Raw genomic sequence first — 15,456 nt, forward strand, 5'->3', positions numbered from 1 at the left:
GTAATCGCTATCGGGATCGAAATCGAATCTATAAGCTGAGGGTTCCTCTTGCTCCGAATGACATATTCGGTTCTTTGACGTAGCCTGTGAATTTTTGGAATTTGCCATCTCTACTGTGTGCAGTCGGCGTTTTTGTTCACCAAGGAAAAATATTCCTACAGAATAGCTTTACGAAGGCGAGACGGCTTTTGTCAACACAAATTGAGGCGGCTATGACTCGGATCTCCAGGGCGGGGCGTCATCCGGTGGTTGTGTGTGCCCTCGTCCTGCTCGCGGTTGTGCTCAACGGCTGTGCCCGGGCCCCGCAGCCGGGGCATATTGCCGACCTGGCCGCAGTGCCTCAAAATCCTGTCCGGTATGCGGACCGCACCACCTGGGAAGGGCCGCCGGGCCTGGACCGGAGCGGGGCGAAGCTGGCCGGGGCGTATACAGCCAAGCATTATCTGCCCTGGACCACACAAGGGGCCTTGCATTCCAGGGACGAGTTGTACTGGGGGGTGGAGGAGTTTGCAGGCCGCACTTTGTTTGCGGCCCAGGGGCTGCCCTATCCGGAGGGCTGGTTCACCTCCCTGGCCGCCAATGCAGACAAAGAGGGCTTTCCTTCCCTGGACCGGTCCGGAATTACGGTGAACATCACCGATGTGCGGGTCCTCCCCACCCGGGAGCCTGTCTTTACCGATCCGGATCAGGCTGGACAGGGATATCCTTTTGACATGATGCAGAATTCTGTCCTGTGGACCGGGACTCCGGTCCATGTTGTGCACAGGTCAGTGGACAGGGCCTGGCTTCTGGTCGAAACCAGCTGGGTCTCCGGATGGGTCCGGGCCCAGGATGTGGCCTGGGTCGGCCCGAAGCAGGAGGAACGGATGACTTCGGCCCCGCTGGTGGCAGTGACTGCGGAACGGGTCCCGTTAACCGGCCCTGAAGGGACCTTTTGCAGTACGGCCTGCATAGGATCCTTGCTCCCGATCCAGGCAAAGACCGAAGACGGCTGGCAGGTCATGATTCCAGCCAGGGGCGCGAACGGGAGACTGGATATTCAATCTGGGATGGTTCCTGCTCAGGACGCACGGCGGTTTCCAGTACAGCTCAGTGCCCACAACGTCGCCCGGGTGGCCGAGGAGATGATCGGCCAGCTGTACGGCTGGGGAGGGCTGCATGCCCGAAGGGATTGCTCGGCGAGCATCCGGGACCTGTTTGTCCCCTTCGGTCTCTGGATGCCGCGCAATTCCTCCCGGCAAGCCCAAGCCGGGCAGAAGATCGATCTTTCCGGACTTGGGCCCCGGGCCAAGGAAGAGCGGATTATGGACCTGGGGGTTCCCTTTGCAACCCTGCTCTGGAAGCCGGGGCATATCATGCTCTACATCGGGGAGCATCGGGGGCGGCCAGTGATCTGGCACACCATGTGGGGGGTTGCAACCCGGAGCTGGTGGTCCGGAGAAGGGCGGCATGTGGTGGGCCGGACAGTGATTACTAGCCTGCGGCCCGGAAAAGAGCTGGGCAGTCTGGACCGGCCGGGGGGGCTGCTGATCAATGGGATCGAACGTATGATCCTTTTGCCTCCGGCTGGACAGTGCAAATAAAAAACCCCGAGTACCTCGGGGTTTGTACGTTCAAATCAGTACAAGCTCCCAGGTCCATGGGCATATCATCTGGACTCAAGATGTCCCATGCACCTGCGCAGCTGCAGTTCCTGAAGGACGGCGCGCTCGTACTCCAGGCTGAAAAACGGAAGCTGTTCGCTGTCCTTTTGGGAGTAGGTGTCCATGTACTGGGTTTCCTCCCAGAAATCCAACAATTCCTCATTGGGCAGGGTCTTGATTTGATCAGTGACAGAGACGCTTTGAAAGTAGGGAAAAAATTGGGCCATCAACCAACTTCCTCCTTTGAGGGTTCAACGACATGCTTTGGCTCGGTACTGACAAAAGTATGATCTATTGTGGAAGAATTTGCAACCCGCGATGTGCGAGGCGAAATGAGGCCGCCGCACGCAGGGCTTGATCTGGGATTCTGAGCGCGGTATGCATGGCGGGGGCCGGGCCGCGGAGCCCATGGGCCGACCATTGGAAATTTTACGCTCTTGGACACAGAAAGTGGAATTGCATACAGAAGAGACGGCAAGCTCCAAAAATCCACAAGCTACGTCGAAGCCCCAGATTTTAGGTGCAAGGAACGATTGAGTGTTTATACCTCCCAAACTGAAACAACAGCTCCCTGAGGACAATATCATTATCCACAAGAGTGGACCGGCCACTCAGGCGGCTGTTGCCCAGCACGAGCTGCACAAGGGCCGGAATGTGGTTCTCATTGTTCCGGATCACGGAACATTGACCCAGATCTCTTCTGTGCTTTCCCTTTTGTCCGCCGATCGGCCGGAATGCCCTCTCTGGGAGCAGGACTGGCTGAGTCTGCCCCCGTTTCCTCCCGGGCAGCAGGAGCGCAGCGCATGGGCCACACGCTGGGCCGTCCTGTATGCCTTGCGCCACGGCTCAGGCAACAAGGGACTGATCCTCAGCCTGGACAATCTCCTTCCCTATTGGCCCCCGCCCCGGGTCCTGGACCAGGAGGCCCTGCAGGTGGTCGCGGGGGAGGAGTTTGCCCCGGAGCTGATTGTTGAACAGATGATTGCCCTGGGCTTCGAGCGCGTTTCCATGGTCACCCGCGTGGGCGAGCTGTCCTGGAGGGGCGGCATCCTGGACATCTACCCTCCGGGATATCCCTGGCCCGTTCGTCTGGAGTTCTTCGGAGACCAGGCGGAGAGCATACGGGCCTTTGACCCCCTGTCCCAACGCTCCAAGCAGGAACTCCAGGATTTGATCCTTTTGCCCTGCACCCCTGCGGTGCTTGAGGATCAGGCCTGGCAGGAGGCCCGGGAGTACTGGACGCATCTGTGGACCATCGGCAGTCTGGACAAGCCGACTCGATCCCATCTGGAAACCGCTCAGGAGAGCGGAAATCACCTTATCTGGCCCGGCCTGTTCTATCCCCGGAGCACCCCGCTCCGGGAATGGCTCCCTGTACAGGCCAGGTTCCTGCTTGTGGACGCCAGTCAGGCCCGGACCCGGATGGAGGGCATTGAGGGGGAATGGGAAGGGTATATCCACAAGGAAAAAGAATCCAAGGGCCTTCGCTGGCCGGAGCAGTGCGTGTTTCAGCCCGCCTCCAGGGCGCGGCAGACCTGGCTGGATGAAGACCAGATCCTCTTTGAGTCCCTGCCGGTGGGAGAGCGGGAAGGCACCCTGGCCCTGGCGGAACGGCGGTTCGCCGCTTTTCAGGATCTGTTCTGGCAGCCGGAGCAGCGCAAGCGTCCCTGGCGGGCCCTGGTGGAGAGTCTCAAGGACTGGTCCCGGACCACGAATCAGACCCTGCTTGTCTTTCATACCCAGAACTCCAGACGCCGCTTCCTGGAGCTGATCGCTGAAGAGGAGGTTGTGGTCCACACCGCATATCAGGCTGATCAGCGCGGCGTCTTCGCTCTCCTGGGAAATGTGGAGGGCGGATATGAGCTGCAATGGAATCATGTGCGCATTCTGTCCGAAGATGTCCTGCAGCCTTCTCAGCCTGGGGCGGGGAAGAAAAGGCGGGCCCGGGACCAGGATTTCGCCGGGCTGAAAAGACTGGAAGAGATCGAGGCCGACGATCTTTTGGTCCACCGCGATTACGGCCTGGGCCAATATGCCGGACTGACCAGGATGCAGGTTGATCAGACCGGGAACGACTATTTGGTTCTGCTCTATGCAGGCGAGGATAAGCTCTATGTCCCTGTGGACCGCCTGAATCTGGTCCAAAAGTATAAGGGGCCGGAAAACGCGACCCCGGCCCTGGACCGCCTGGGCAGCACCCGGTGGGCCAAGACCAAGGAGCGGGTGCGCAAGGTTCTGGAGGCCATTGCTCACGATCTGGTCCAGATGTATGCCTACCGCAAGGTGGCCAAGGGGTACTCCTATGCCGCGGACCAGGAGCTTCTGCGCGAGTTTGAAACCACCTTTGGTTTTGAGGAGACTCCGGACCAGGAACAGGCCATCAGGGACGTGTTCGCGGACATGGAGAAAGAGGAGCCCATGGACCGCCTGATCTGCGGTGATGCCGGGTTCGGAAAGACCGAGGTGGCCATGCGGGCGGCCTTTCGAGCCGTGAGCGCCGGGAAGCAGGTGGCCATGCTCTGTCCGACCACGGTACTGGCCGAGCAGCATTATCAGTCCTTTAAGCAGCGCATGGAGGACTTTTCGGTCCGGGTGGAGATGGTCAGCAGATTTGTTCCTCCCAGGGAGCAGAAGAAGATCCTGAGCGCAACGGAAAAGGGGGAGGTGGATATCCTGATCGGCACCCACCGCCTCTTGTCGGCTGATGTGAACATCCCCAATCTGGGGCTGTTCATCCTGGACGAGGAACAGCGGTTTGGGGTCAAGCACAAGGAAAAGCTCAAGAATATCCGTCAGACCATCGATGTCCTGACCTTGACCGCCACTCCGATCCCGCGCACCCTGCAGCTCTCCCTGTCCGGGATCAGAGGGCTGAGCGTGATTGAGACCCCGCCCCAGGAGCGCAAGGCGGTGCAGACCTCTCTGGTCGAGCGGGAGCAGGGTATGCTGGGGGGGATTGTCCGGCGGGAGCTGGAGCGGGGAGGGCAGGTCTTCTGGGTCTACAACCGGGTCCAGGGATTGCCCCGGGTCAAGGAGTTTGTCCAGTCTCTGGCTCCGGACGCACGGGTGGCCATGGCCCACGGGCAGATGTCCGAGCGCAACCTGGAAGAGACCATGCACGCCTTTTGGCACGGGGAGGTGGACATTCTGGTCACCACGGCCATTATCGAGTCCGGTCTGGATTTCCCCCGGGCCAATACCCTGATTGTGGATCAGGCCCAGATGTTCGGCCTGGGGCAGCTCTATCAGCTGCGGGGACGGGTTGGGCGTTCAGCCGCCCAGGCCTATGCCTATTTTGTCGTTCCCTCGGTGGAGCATCTTCCCAAGAGCTCGGCCAGACGGCTGCAGACCATCCTGGACATGGATTATCACGGGGCGGGATTCCAGGTGGCCATGGAAGACCTGCGCCTGCGGGGCGCGGGCAACATCCTGGGCGAATCCCAGTCCGGGACCATGAGCAAGGTGGGGCTGGACCTCTTTCTGGAGATGCTGGAGCAGGAGGTCCGCCGAGTCCGGGGAGAGCCGCTGCAGCAGGAGACCGATCCGGAACTGAACATTACCTTTGAGGCCAACATCCCCGGAACATATGTGCCCGACCCCCAGGAACGGCTGCAGTACTACCGGGGGATGTCCTCGTCCCATGCCGATGCCCAGATTGAGGAATGGATGGCCGATCTCCAGGATCGATACGGGGCCCTGCCTGAGGCGGTGCACAACCTGGCCGCGGTGCTCAAGATCAAGCGCAGGCTGGCCGCCCTGCAGGTCCAGCGGGCGGACCTGTTCACCAATCGGATAGTCATCCACTGGGCCCAGGACGCAAGACCCCTGAATCCTGATGATTTTTTGGCCTGGCTGCACACCCATCAGGACCGGGTCAAGTTCGATCCGCCGGCAAAATTGGAGTTGCGCTTTGAGGACAAAGCAAGTATCTCTAGGGCCATTCAAGAGGCAGGCCGGCTGCTGGACGAGCTTTCCGGCGGGCGTGCTGTCTTGGCTGAGGACAGTGAGCACAGAGAAAAGGAAATATCGACCCACTGAGGAGCTATGCGCACTCTCTGGACAGGAATTCTGATGACAGGGCTGTTGATATGCCTTGCGGCCGGTGCGAGTCCGGCCAAGCTGGTGAACAGGATTGTGGCCGTGGTCAACGGAGAAATCATCACCCTGCATGAGCTGCAGCAGCAGCTTTCTGCAAACGCCCCGGGCATGGAGCAGGGCGGTGGGGATGAAGGCCAAAGATCCCAGGCCATGCAGCGCCGGGTTCTGGAGGCCATGATCAATGACACCCTTGTAAAGCAGCAGGCTGACAAATTCGAGATCGATGTTTCAGACGTTGAGGTCCAAAATCAGATCGATCAGATACAGTCGGAGAACGGGCTCAGCCAGTCCGAGCTCAGACAGGCCATCCAGGATCAGGGGATGGACATGGAGGAGTACCGGCAGGCCCTGCGGGATGAGATAAAAAAGAACCGGGTCTTGAGCAGCATGGTGCGGCAGAAGGTGGTCGTGGCCGAAGACGAGATGCGCTCGTATTACGACAAGCACCAAGACCAATTCAGGCGGCCGAAGACAGTGGGGCTGCGGATCATCGTCCATCCCAGCAGGGAACGGGTCAAGCAGGTCCGGCGGGCCGTAGCCTCCGGGGACATGAGCTTTGCCCAGGCTGCCGCTTCGGTCTCCCAGGGGCCTGGAGCAGACCAGGGCGGCAGGCTGGGCAGCTTTGAATGGAAAGATCTGAAGCCGGACTGGCGGCGCATGCTGGACGGGCTGCAGGCCGGGCAGATGACCCCGGTCTTCTCCCTGCAAGGCAACGCTGCCCTGTTGGCTGTTGAGGATGTGGCGGACAAGCAGGTCCAGCCGTTCGAAGCGGTCAAGGACAAGATCCGGCAGCAGATATACGGACAAAAGCTCGAGGACAGGTACCAAGAATACATACAGGGGCTGAGGGAAAAAGCCGTCATCGACCTTCGGCTCGAACAGACGGGCTGAAGCTGGCGAGCAGCAGATGGAACACGGCCTCTTTGCAGACCGTTAAAGTGGGTGAGGATATGCCATGGATTACTCCGAGCTGGGCGCATACCTGAAAGAAGAGCGCGAGAGGCAGGGCCATTCGCTGGAGGATATTCAGCAAAAGACCAAGATAAGCTTGAGCAGCCTGGAAGCTATTGAGGCTGGAGAAATACACGAGCTGCCCCATCCCGTCTATGCCAAGGGATTTATCAAGAACTACGCTCAATGTCTGGGGCTGGACGCGGATGAGCTGGCCGGAACATTCGCCCAAAAGGCCGGAATCGATGAGGAGTTTGAGGACGAGACTGAGCATTTGCAGCAGGAGCTGACCTCCTCCCGGAGCTCAAGCAAGTGGCCGTTGATTTCAGTCCTGGTTTCCGTTGTCCTCCTCGCCGTCCTGGCCTGGCTGGCGTATGGGTTGTTCGTGGGTCCGGCAGAGGAACAAAAAGCCATGCAGTCCACCTCGCAGTCAGAAACGGCATCTGGCCCAGCCGATGCAAACGCATCCCTGGATGCCGCTTCCCTGAATGCTGACGCCGGGGACGGACAGGGCGATCGCGGGGAAAGCAGCGGCTCAGAGGCCGGGGAGCAAAACGATATACCCGGAACCCAAAATACAGATCCAGATCAGGCTGCCGCACAGGACACCAGGCAGGCAGGAAGCGAAGAGCCCACGCAGCCGTTGAACATAGATGGCTCGTCTGCGGTGCAGGAGCAGGATGCTGCTGCCGGCACCCAGGACGCCCGGTCTGAACAGGATGCGGAGACGCCAGTTGCCGACTCTGGATCCGGGCGGCAGGATGCCGGCGGGAGCACGAGTGCGGCGGAGACAGGCCATGCATTGCAGATTCAGGCCACGGAAGCCTGCTGGATGAGCGCGACCATTGATTCCAAAAAGCGGGACCTCTATCTGCGCCCCGGAGAATCGGTGACCTTCCGCTTTGACAACAGCCTGGACCTGAAGCTGGGCAATGCAGGGGGGGTTCAGCTCACTTTCGACGGAGAGGCCTACCCCCTGGATGCCACGTCTGGCGACGTCCTCAGCCTGAGCTTTCCGTAATCAGGTCCCGGGGCCGGGTCCACGCCGCCGGATGCGCAGACCACCATGTCCAGAATGGAGAGCAGGGGCGAGCAGGCCGTGATCCTGCGCGTAGGGACCTTCCGGGAGATCGACTGCTGGGTCCGCTTTTTTTCTCCGCTTCGGGGGATTGAAACCGGGTTCGCCTTTGGCGGGCGGCGGAGCAGGCGGCGTTTCACCGGGTGCCTGGACAGCCTGAATCATGTGCGTCTTGATCTTGAGGCGCCGAGGTCTGGCCGGTATCTGACCCTGAGCCAGGGGACCCTGGTTCATCGCTTCGCCGGGCTGCACCGGGACATGCAGCGCATGGGCATGGCTGTGAACTGCATCAAGTTCCTGGAAGGTGCGCACACAGGTGCGGATCAGGCTGAGCCGGTCTTTGACCTCCTGCTGGCCGCACTGGACGTGCTCAATGCAGCACCTGACGTCCCGGCCACCTTTCCCCTTCTGTTTCGAGCCAAGCTGGCCTGTACCTACGGATATGCTCCGGAGGTGAACCTCTGCGGAGTTTGCGGAGTTTCCCTGTCCTCCATGGAAAGCGGCAGCTTCTCCTGGAGAGGGGGATATGCGCTGTGCGCCGGATGCCGGAAGCGGGCCGAAGCCGGGGTGATGGACAACCTGGATCTGAGCAGGTTGGGTCTGTTTTTGAGCGGGAGCCCTGAGGAATGGGCCCGGACCGGCAGGCCGAAGCCGGGAGACAGCAATCTGTGGCAGGTGCTGGACTTTTTCGTGCAGCACCATACCGGACTGCAATGGACGAGGGGCCGATTCCGCCGGGTGTGACCCAGAAAAGTTGAAAGTCTTATCAGATCGGAGCGGAGCTATGCATTTTCAAGATGTTATTTTGACCCTGCAGAGTTTTTGGGCCGGGCAGGGATGTATGCTGCACCAGCCCTATGATGTGGAGGTCGGGGCGGGCACTTTCCATCCGGCGACCGCTTTGCGGGTTATTGGTCCGGAACCCTGGAACACCGGGTATGTGCAGCCGTCCAGGCGGCCCACGGACGGCCGGTACGGGGAGAATCCCAATCGTCTGCAGCACTATTATCAGTACCAGGTCATCCTCAAGCCGGCCCCGGACGATGCCCAGGACATCTTTCTCCAGAGCCTGTACGCCCTGGGGATCGATCCCTCGGAGCACGATATCCGGTTTGTGGAAGACGACTGGGAGTCTCCGACCCTCGGGGCCTGGGGATTGGGCTGGGAAGTGTGGCTGGACGGCATGGAGATTACCCAGTTCACGTATTTTCAGCAGGTCGGAGGCATCGATCTGGAGCCGATCAGCCTGGAGCTGACCTATGGCCTGGAGCGGATCTGCATGTATCTGCAGGGCCGGGAATCGGTGTATGATCTGTCCTGGAACGATCACTGCACCTACGGAGACATCCATCATCAGGGCGAGTTTGAGCACTCCAAGTATAATTTTGAGGAAAGCACCCCCCAGATGCTCTTCGACTTTTTCGCCGCCAGCGAGTCCGAGTGTCTGCAGCTGTGCGCAAAGAAGCTGCCCTGGCCGGCCTATGATTACTGCCTGAAGTGCTCCCACCTTTTTAATCTCCTGGATGCCCGGGGGGCGATCTCCATTACCGAACGGACCGGATATATAGCCCGGGTCAGGCATCTGGCTTCGTCGGTGGCAAAGCTGTATGCGGCCCAGAGAGAGGAGCTGGGATATCCGATGCTCGCAAAGCGGTAAACCCGGCACTCACGTGTATGATAAGCTTTCGTATGAAAAACTGTTATGAGCTAATAGTTGGGATAATCCAAATCGAAATCGGGATCGCTATCGAAATCGAAAGAATATGTCATTCCGTGCAGCAGGAACCCTCAGTTTATGGATATCGATCCCGATATCGATTACGAAACCGAAGAAAGAAAAGGCTCTTCGACACAGAAAGCAGTGACCTGCACGTGAGTAGCCGGGAGGGGGCAGGGATCCCCCTTTGGCGGGGCTTAGAAAATATCAGGCCGAAAGTGGGCACACAGAAGAGATGGCAAACTCCAAAAATCCACAAGCTACGTCGAAGAACCGGGTCGGAAGCGGGACGCGTGTTCCAGCCGGGCACGCATCCCCGGTCAGTTTCATTTGAAGGATTGACCAGCCCAAGGCCGAAGCTCCTTGGTTTCAGAGCAGGAATGTGCAGCAATTACACGCCGTCCAACCGGGTAATACATATGGAGGGGCTATGAAGAAAACAGCCGTATGCGCGATGCTGCTTGGGGCATGGATCGTGGGGCTCTGTATACCGGGCACGGTCTGGGCTGGATCCCATTCCTTGACCTACAGCAGCTTTTTTCCTCCCAGCCATGTCCAGAGCAAGCTGGCTAAAGCGTGGTGCGAGGAAGTCAAGGAGCGAACCGGGGGAAAGGTTTCCATCTATTTCTACCCAGGCCAGACCCTGACCAAGGCCGATCAGACCTACGACGGGGTGGTCACCGGGCGCTCGGACATCGGGATGTCCTGTCTGCTGTACACCCGGGGGCGATTTCCGCTCATGGATGTGATCAATCTTCCATTCGGCAATCCCAGCGGAGAGTTCGCCACCGCAGCCTTTAATGAACTGTATGACAAATTCCAGCCGAATGAATTAAGCGACGTCAAGGTCCTGTATCTGCATGCCCACGGGCCCGGACTGATGCATACGGTGAACACGAAGGTCAGTTCCTTGGGGGATCTCAAAGGACTCAAGCTGCGCTGTCCTGGGTCTGTTGCCGAGACGGTGAAGGCCTTGGGAGCGGTGCCGGTGACCATGCCCATGCCGGAAGTGTATCAGGCCCTGCAAAAGGGTGTGGTCGACGGAGCGGTCTATCCCCTGGAGACTCATCAAGGCTGGAAGATGGGGGAAGCCGTGGATTTTACCACCGCCAATTACTCCACAGCCTATTCGGTGGGTTTTTTTGTGGTCATGAACTCCCAAAAATGGAACGCGTTGCCCGCTGAGATTCAGGAGACCATAGAGGAGATCAATGCCGAATGGGCGGTCAAGCACGGCAAGGCCTGGGACCGAAGCGATATGGAGGGCGTGCGCTTTACCCTGCGGGCAGGCAACTCCATCCTGGGCCAGGGACCAAAGGAGGCCGACCGCTGGGCCAAGGCCGTTCAGCCGGTCTTTGACTCCTACATCCAGATGACCGAGGACAAGGGGGTGCCTGGAGAAGAGGCACTGTCCTTTTTGCGTCAATGTCTGGAAAAGTACAGGCAGGGTGATTTTGACAGCCAATACATGGAGTGATGGGGTTGAGAGCCATGTTTGGACCGGCCCTTGACTTTCTGGTCCGCTGGCTGCGGCGTGCTGCCGGCGTGCTGCTGGTGGCCATGATGGGCCTGACCTGCCTGGATGTGGTGGGCAATGCCTTCGGGCGGCCCATATTGGGGACCATAGAGCTGGTGGGCCTCATGGCCGCCTTGCTGCTGGCCTTCGCCCTGCCCTCCGCCCATGTGCACAAGGCCCATGTGGGCATTGATCTGCTCCGGTCCAAGATGCCGCCCCGGCTGCGGCGGATAAATGATATGGCGGTGAATGCGGTCACGGCTGTCTTCTTCGGTCTTGTATCCTGGCAGTGCGTGCTCTATGCCCGGGAGCTGCGGCAGACCGGGGAGGTGTCCACCACTCTGAGGCTGCCTTTGGATTTTATCCTGGAGGCCATGGCTCTCTCCTGCCTTGTCCTGAGCCTGACCATGCTCCGGGATGTCTTGGGGGCCGGACAAAGAGGCGGGCATGGATAGCTTTGTGCTCACTGGATGTATCGGGGTTCTTGTCCTGGTGGCCCTGTTCTTCACCCGGATGGCCGTGGGCTATGCCCTGGCTGTGGTCGGGTTCGTGGGCTATGCCTATCTGACCAGCCTCCAATCCGCCCTGACCCTGCTGTCCAGGGATATCTTCAGCGTCTTCTCCTCATATGAACTGGCCCTGGTCCCCCTGTTCGTGTTCATGGGTTATGTGGCCTACTATGCCGGGGTGAGCAAGCGGCTCTACGACATGGCCTATAAGTGGACCTGCGGGATCCGCGGCGGTCTGGCCATGGCCACCATCGGTGCCTGTACCGCCTTTGGTGCGGTATGCGGGTCGACCACAGCCACGGCTGCAACCATCGGGGCCATCGCCCTGCCTGAGATGCAGCGCTACAAGTACGCCCACCGGCTGTCCGCCGGTTCAGTGGCCGCCGGGGCGGGCCTGGGCGCACTGATGCCGCCGAGCGTGATCCTGATTATTTACGGGATCCTGACTCAGATCTCCATCGGCAAGCTCTTTCTGGCCGGGATCGTTCCGGCCCTGTTCATAGCCGTCCTGTTCATGCTGGCCATCTGGGTTTTCTGTGCCCTGGATCCGGGACAGGCGGGCCGGGGGGAATGCTTTCCGTGGTCGGAGATGCTCAGATCCCTGGGCGAGATATGGGAAACGGTCCTGGTCTTTGTGCTGGTCATGGGGGGGATGTTTTTCGGCTTCTTCACCCCGACCAAGGCCGGGGCGGTGGGCTCATGCCTGCTTCTGGCCATTGTGGCCGTCCAGGGCAAGATGAGCCGGTCGAACTTCGCCAAGGCGGTCAACGACACCCTGAATGTCTCCTGCATGGTCATTATTCTGGTCACCGGAGCGACCATTTTCGGTCATTTTCTTGCTCTGTCCCGGGTGTCCATGGAGCTGGCCAATCTGGTCGCCGAGCTGGCCTGGCCGCCCTGGGCCATTATGGCCGCCATCTGCGCCATCTATCTCCTGGCCGGATGCTTTATCGATGCCCTGGCCCTGATCACCCTGACCATTCCGATCTTTTTTCCCATCGTGCTCAACCTGGGCTACGATCCGATCTGGTTCGGGGTGCTGATCGTGCTGATTACCCAAATGGGCATCATCACTCCCCCGGTGGGAGTGAACGCCTATATTGTCAAAGGCATTGCTCCGTACATATCCCTGCAGGATATCTTTATCGGCATCCTCCCGTTCCTGCTGGCCCTGATTGCAGGGACTGCGGTACTGATCGCCTTTCCCCAGGTGGTCACCTTTCTGCCGCACATGGTCCGGTGAGGCCGAGCGGCGGTGCAGAGATGCAGGTCGGGGAGTGATTTTTCCGCGTGCACACCAATGCAAATCAGGATTGGAAAAGGATTGTCCACATGTCAGCTTTTGTTTTTGAGATCGGTTTGGAGGAAATGCCGGCTCGGTTTCTGCCGGATCTGGAGGCGGGGCTGGAAGATCTGGCCCGGGAACATTTGACCCGGGAGCATATTGACCATGCCGATGTTCAGGTCTTTTCAACCCCCAGGCGACTTGTTCTCTGGGTGGCGGAGATGGCCGCCATTCAGGAGAGCAGGTCGGAGCTGATCACCGGTCCCCCAAAAGCCATAGCCTATTCCGAAAGCGGTGAACTGACCAAGGCCGGACAGGGATTCGCCCGCAACCAGGGGGTGAACGAATCCGACATCTTTATCCAGGACACCCCCAAGGGGGAGTATCTTGCGGTGCAGAAGCAGGTCGGAGGCCAGAAGACCGAGGCCATCCTGCCCGGGATCTGCGCCCAGATCGTGGGCAAGCTGCCCATGCCCAAACGGATGCGCTGGGAGTCCAGCGGCTTTTTGTTTGCCCGGCCCATCCGCTGGCTTCTGGCCCTGCTGGACGACACAGTGATCCCGGTTCATATCGCTTCCCTGAACGCCGGACGGCAGACCTGGGGGCACCGGGTGCATGGTCCGGGGCCCTTGGAGGTGCCCCGGGCGGAGGAGTATTTCGATCTGATCCGGAACCAGGGGAGCCTGATCCTCAACCGCCACGAGCGCAGGCAGATGATTCAGGAGACGGGCGACGCCCTGGCCCGGGACGAAGGAGGCAGTGTGGTCTGGAATGACTCCTTGCTGGCTGAGGTGGCCTCTCTGGTAGAGCTGCCCATGCCCATCCTGGGCCGTTTTGACAGCCAATATCTGGAGCTGCCCAAAGAGGTCCTGCTGACCAGCATGGAGAGCCATCAGAAGAGCTTTGGCCTCCAGGATGCCCAGGGGAACCTGCTGCCCTTTTTTTTGTGCACCCTGAACCTCAAGCCGAAGGATCTGGAACTGGTGCGCAAAGGCTGGGAGCGGGTGCTCAAGGCCAGGTTGGAGGATGCCGCTTTCTTCTGGAAGGTGGACAGCAAGGCAACACTGGAGCAATGGCTGGCAGAGCTGGACAAGGTGGTATTCCTCGGGCCCCTGGGGAGCATGGGGGACAGAGTCCGGCGTTTGCAGCAGGTCTCGGCGTATCTGACCGAAGGGGAGAGCCGGGATGTCCATGCCCACACCGTGCGAGCGGCGGCCTTGGCCAAGGTGGATCTGGTGTCTGAAATGGTCGGCGAGTTTGACAACCTGCAGGGGATCATGGGCGGGATCTATGCCCGGCAGAAAGGGGACCCGGATCCTGTGGCCCAGGCCATAGCCGAGCATTATCTGCCCACCGGTCCGGAGAGCGAGGTCCCTGCGAGCCTGGTGGGCGCGTACTTGAGCATTGTGGACAAGGCGGATGCATTGGCCGGGTGCTTCGGGCTGAATATGATCCCCACCGGGACCCAGGACCCCTATGCATTGCGGCGCCAGGCCCTGGGTATTGTGCGCACGGCCTGGGAGCACAGGCTCCGCTTTTCCCTGGACAGTCTCCTGGACAGGGCGTTTGACGCCTATCAGGGGGTGGCCTGGAAGCTGGACAAAGAAGCCGCTCTGAGCGCTCTGCGGGAGTTTTTCGCCCATCGCATCCGGGCCCTGTGCACTGGGCAGGGGATTGGGACCCGGGTTGTGGATGCGGCCTTGAATGTGGGCTTCGACGATCTGTGGGCCTTTGAGCAGCGCCTTCAGGCCCTGGAACGATTCAGCCGGGAAAGCGATTTCGATCAGGCTGTGCTGACCTTTAAACGGGCGGACAATATCATCCGCAAGCAGGGCGACCAGGCCGGAGTGGATTTGCGGGCCGGATACCGGGAGGACCTGCTGGCCGAGCCCCAGGAGAAGGCCTTGGCCCGGGCCTTGACCGACATGCAGCCCCGGTGGGAACAGCTGTGGGCCGAGGAAGACTTTGACCAGCTGTTCGCCCTGTTACGGGAGTTGCGGCCGGTGGTGGACGACTTTTTTGATCACGTCATGGTCATGGCCGATGATCACAGCCTGCGCCAGAACAGGCTGAACATGCTGCAGAGCCTGGTGGACCGCCTGTCCGTGCTGGCCGATTTCAGCGCATTGCAGATCTAGGATGCAGCCATGTCCGGGGGCAGGGGAGTCAGAGGGTACAAGCATCCAAAGACTTGACAAAGACAGCGCTTGTTGCGTACAGATAACTCTTTCGTCCGCAACAATGCAATCCATGTATAGACAGATTCCAAGTGCAGGAGGTAATGCAGGTTGGCAAATACTAAGCAGGCCCTGAAACGGCACCGCCAGAGTCTGAAGGCCCGGTCCAGAAACCGGGTGGTCAAGAGCCATGTGAAGAATGCAGTCAAGGCCGTGCGCAGCGCTGTACAGGCCAATGACCTGGATCAGGCCAGGGAGGCGCTGCAGCGGGCGAACTCAGTTCTGGACAAGGCGGCAGGCAAGGGAGTCATTCACAAGAACAACGCCCATCGCAGGGTGTCCCGCCTGAACAAGGCTGTGAACAAGATGGCCCAGATGCAGTAGCTGCATGCTGCCCAGCGGTTTATGAGGGCCGGGGACAGCCGCAGACATACAGATGTATAAGCCCGCACTGACTGCGGGCTTTTTCTTTGCGCTTCTTC

General features: G+C 59.8%; 12 protein-coding genes. 11 read left to right on the forward strand and 1 reads right to left on the reverse strand.

Annotated elements, in window-relative coordinates:
- Nucleotides 1-212: 212 nt before the first annotated feature.
- On the forward strand, nucleotides 213-1,583 hold the full coding sequence (locus N902_RS0109405; RefSeq protein WP_034622403.1) for an SH3 domain-containing C40 family peptidase: 1,371 nt from the start codon (nucleotides 213-215) through the stop codon (nucleotides 1,581-1,583).
- A 65-nt stretch (nucleotides 1,584-1,648) separates the two neighbouring features.
- Here N902_RS0109405 and N902_RS0109410 read toward each other — a convergent pair whose 3' ends face one another.
- Nucleotides 1,649-1,870 (reverse strand): hypothetical protein, encoded by a 222-nt coding sequence (locus tag N902_RS0109410; RefSeq protein ID WP_027370739.1) that lies wholly within the window; start codon nucleotides 1,868-1,870, stop codon nucleotides 1,649-1,651.
- Nucleotides 1,871-2,180: 310 nt separating this feature from the next.
- On the opposite strand from N902_RS0109410, the gene mfd reads away from it, so the two are divergent.
- The 10 genes from mfd (at nucleotide 2,181) to rpsT (ending at nucleotide 15,358) form a co-directional block, all read left to right on the forward strand.
- Nucleotides 2,181-5,681, forward strand: coding sequence for a transcription-repair coupling factor (gene mfd / locus N902_RS17230; protein ID WP_051564478.1), 3,501 nt, complete (start codon nucleotides 2,181-2,183; stop codon nucleotides 5,679-5,681).
- Nucleotides 5,682-5,714: 33 nt separating this feature from the next.
- Nucleotides 5,715-6,632 carry a SurA N-terminal domain-containing protein gene (locus tag N902_RS0109420; RefSeq protein ID WP_027370740.1) on the forward strand — a complete coding sequence of 306 codons (918 nt, stop codon included), beginning with the start codon at nucleotides 5,715-5,717 and terminating at the stop codon, nucleotides 6,630-6,632.
- 64 nt (nucleotides 6,633-6,696) lie between these two features.
- On the forward strand, nucleotides 6,697-7,713 hold the full coding sequence (locus tag N902_RS0109425; RefSeq protein WP_027370741.1) for a helix-turn-helix domain-containing protein: 1,017 nt from the start codon (nucleotides 6,697-6,699) through the stop codon (nucleotides 7,711-7,713).
- 45 nt (nucleotides 7,714-7,758) lie between these two features.
- Nucleotides 7,759-8,514, forward strand: a complete 756-nt coding sequence (recO, locus tag N902_RS0109430) for a DNA repair protein RecO (protein WP_051564479.1) — start codon at nucleotides 7,759-7,761, stop codon at nucleotides 8,512-8,514.
- Between the two features lie 40 nt (nucleotides 8,515-8,554).
- Nucleotides 8,555-9,427, forward strand: coding sequence for a glycine--tRNA ligase subunit alpha (gene glyQ / locus N902_RS0109435; RefSeq protein ID WP_027370743.1), 873 nt, complete (start codon nucleotides 8,555-8,557; stop codon nucleotides 9,425-9,427).
- 490 nt (nucleotides 9,428-9,917) lie between these two features.
- Nucleotides 9,918-10,964, forward strand: coding sequence for a TRAP transporter substrate-binding protein (locus tag N902_RS17235; protein WP_034622405.1), 1,047 nt, complete (start codon nucleotides 9,918-9,920; stop codon nucleotides 10,962-10,964).
- Nucleotides 10,965-10,978: 14 nt separating this feature from the next.
- Complete coding sequence (locus tag N902_RS0109445) at nucleotides 10,979-11,458, forward strand: TRAP transporter small permease (RefSeq protein WP_244147399.1); 480 nt, start codon at nucleotides 10,979-10,981, stop codon at nucleotides 11,456-11,458.
- A complete protein-coding gene (locus tag N902_RS0109450; protein ID WP_027370745.1) occupies nucleotides 11,451-12,755 on the forward strand; it encodes a TRAP transporter large permease in 1,305 nt (434 codons plus the stop codon). Before N902_RS0109445 ends, N902_RS0109450 begins: the two co-directional genes overlap by 8 nt.
- An 89-nt stretch (nucleotides 12,756-12,844) precedes the next feature.
- A complete protein-coding gene (gene glyS, locus N902_RS0109455) occupies nucleotides 12,845-14,935 on the forward strand; it encodes a glycine--tRNA ligase subunit beta (protein ID WP_027370746.1) in 2,091 nt (696 codons plus the stop codon).
- Between the two features lie 150 nt (nucleotides 14,936-15,085).
- Entirely contained in the window at nucleotides 15,086-15,358 is a 273-nt protein-coding gene (gene rpsT, locus N902_RS0109460; RefSeq protein WP_027370747.1) for a 30S ribosomal protein S20, read from the forward strand.
- Nucleotides 15,359-15,456: the final 98 nt, after the last annotated feature.

Origin of the sequence: Desulfovermiculus halophilus DSM 18834 (assembly GCF_000620765.1) — a bacterium.
GTDB lineage: Bacteria > Desulfobacterota > Desulfovibrionia > Desulfovibrionales > Desulfothermaceae > Desulfovermiculus > Desulfovermiculus halophilus.

Excerpts from the sequence above, each read along its gene's own strand:
- N902_RS0109405 (WP_034622403.1), top strand. The coding sequence starts at position 213 with ATGACTCGGATCTCCAGGGCGGGGCGTCATCCGGTGGTTGTGTGTGCC.
- N902_RS0109410 (WP_027370739.1), bottom strand. The coding sequence starts at position 1,870 with ATGGCCCAATTTTTTCCCTACTTTCAAAGCGTCTCTGTCACTGATCAA.
- N902_RS0109420 (WP_027370740.1), top strand. The coding sequence starts at position 5,715 with ATGACAGGGCTGTTGATATGCCTTGCGGCCGGTGCGAGTCCGGCCAAG.
- N902_RS0109425 (WP_027370741.1), top strand. The coding sequence starts at position 6,697 with ATGGATTACTCCGAGCTGGGCGCATACCTGAAAGAAGAGCGCGAGAGG.
- recO (WP_051564479.1), top strand. The coding sequence starts at position 7,759 with ATGTCCAGAATGGAGAGCAGGGGCGAGCAGGCCGTGATCCTGCGCGTA.
- glyQ (WP_027370743.1), top strand. The coding sequence starts at position 8,555 with ATGCATTTTCAAGATGTTATTTTGACCCTGCAGAGTTTTTGGGCCGGG.
- N902_RS17235 (WP_034622405.1), top strand. The coding sequence starts at position 9,918 with ATGAAGAAAACAGCCGTATGCGCGATGCTGCTTGGGGCATGGATCGTG.
- N902_RS0109445 (WP_244147399.1), top strand. The coding sequence starts at position 10,979 with ATGTTTGGACCGGCCCTTGACTTTCTGGTCCGCTGGCTGCGGCGTGCT.
- N902_RS0109450 (WP_027370745.1), top strand. The coding sequence starts at position 11,451 with ATGGATAGCTTTGTGCTCACTGGATGTATCGGGGTTCTTGTCCTGGTG.
- glyS (WP_027370746.1), top strand. The coding sequence starts at position 12,845 with ATGTCAGCTTTTGTTTTTGAGATCGGTTTGGAGGAAATGCCGGCTCGG.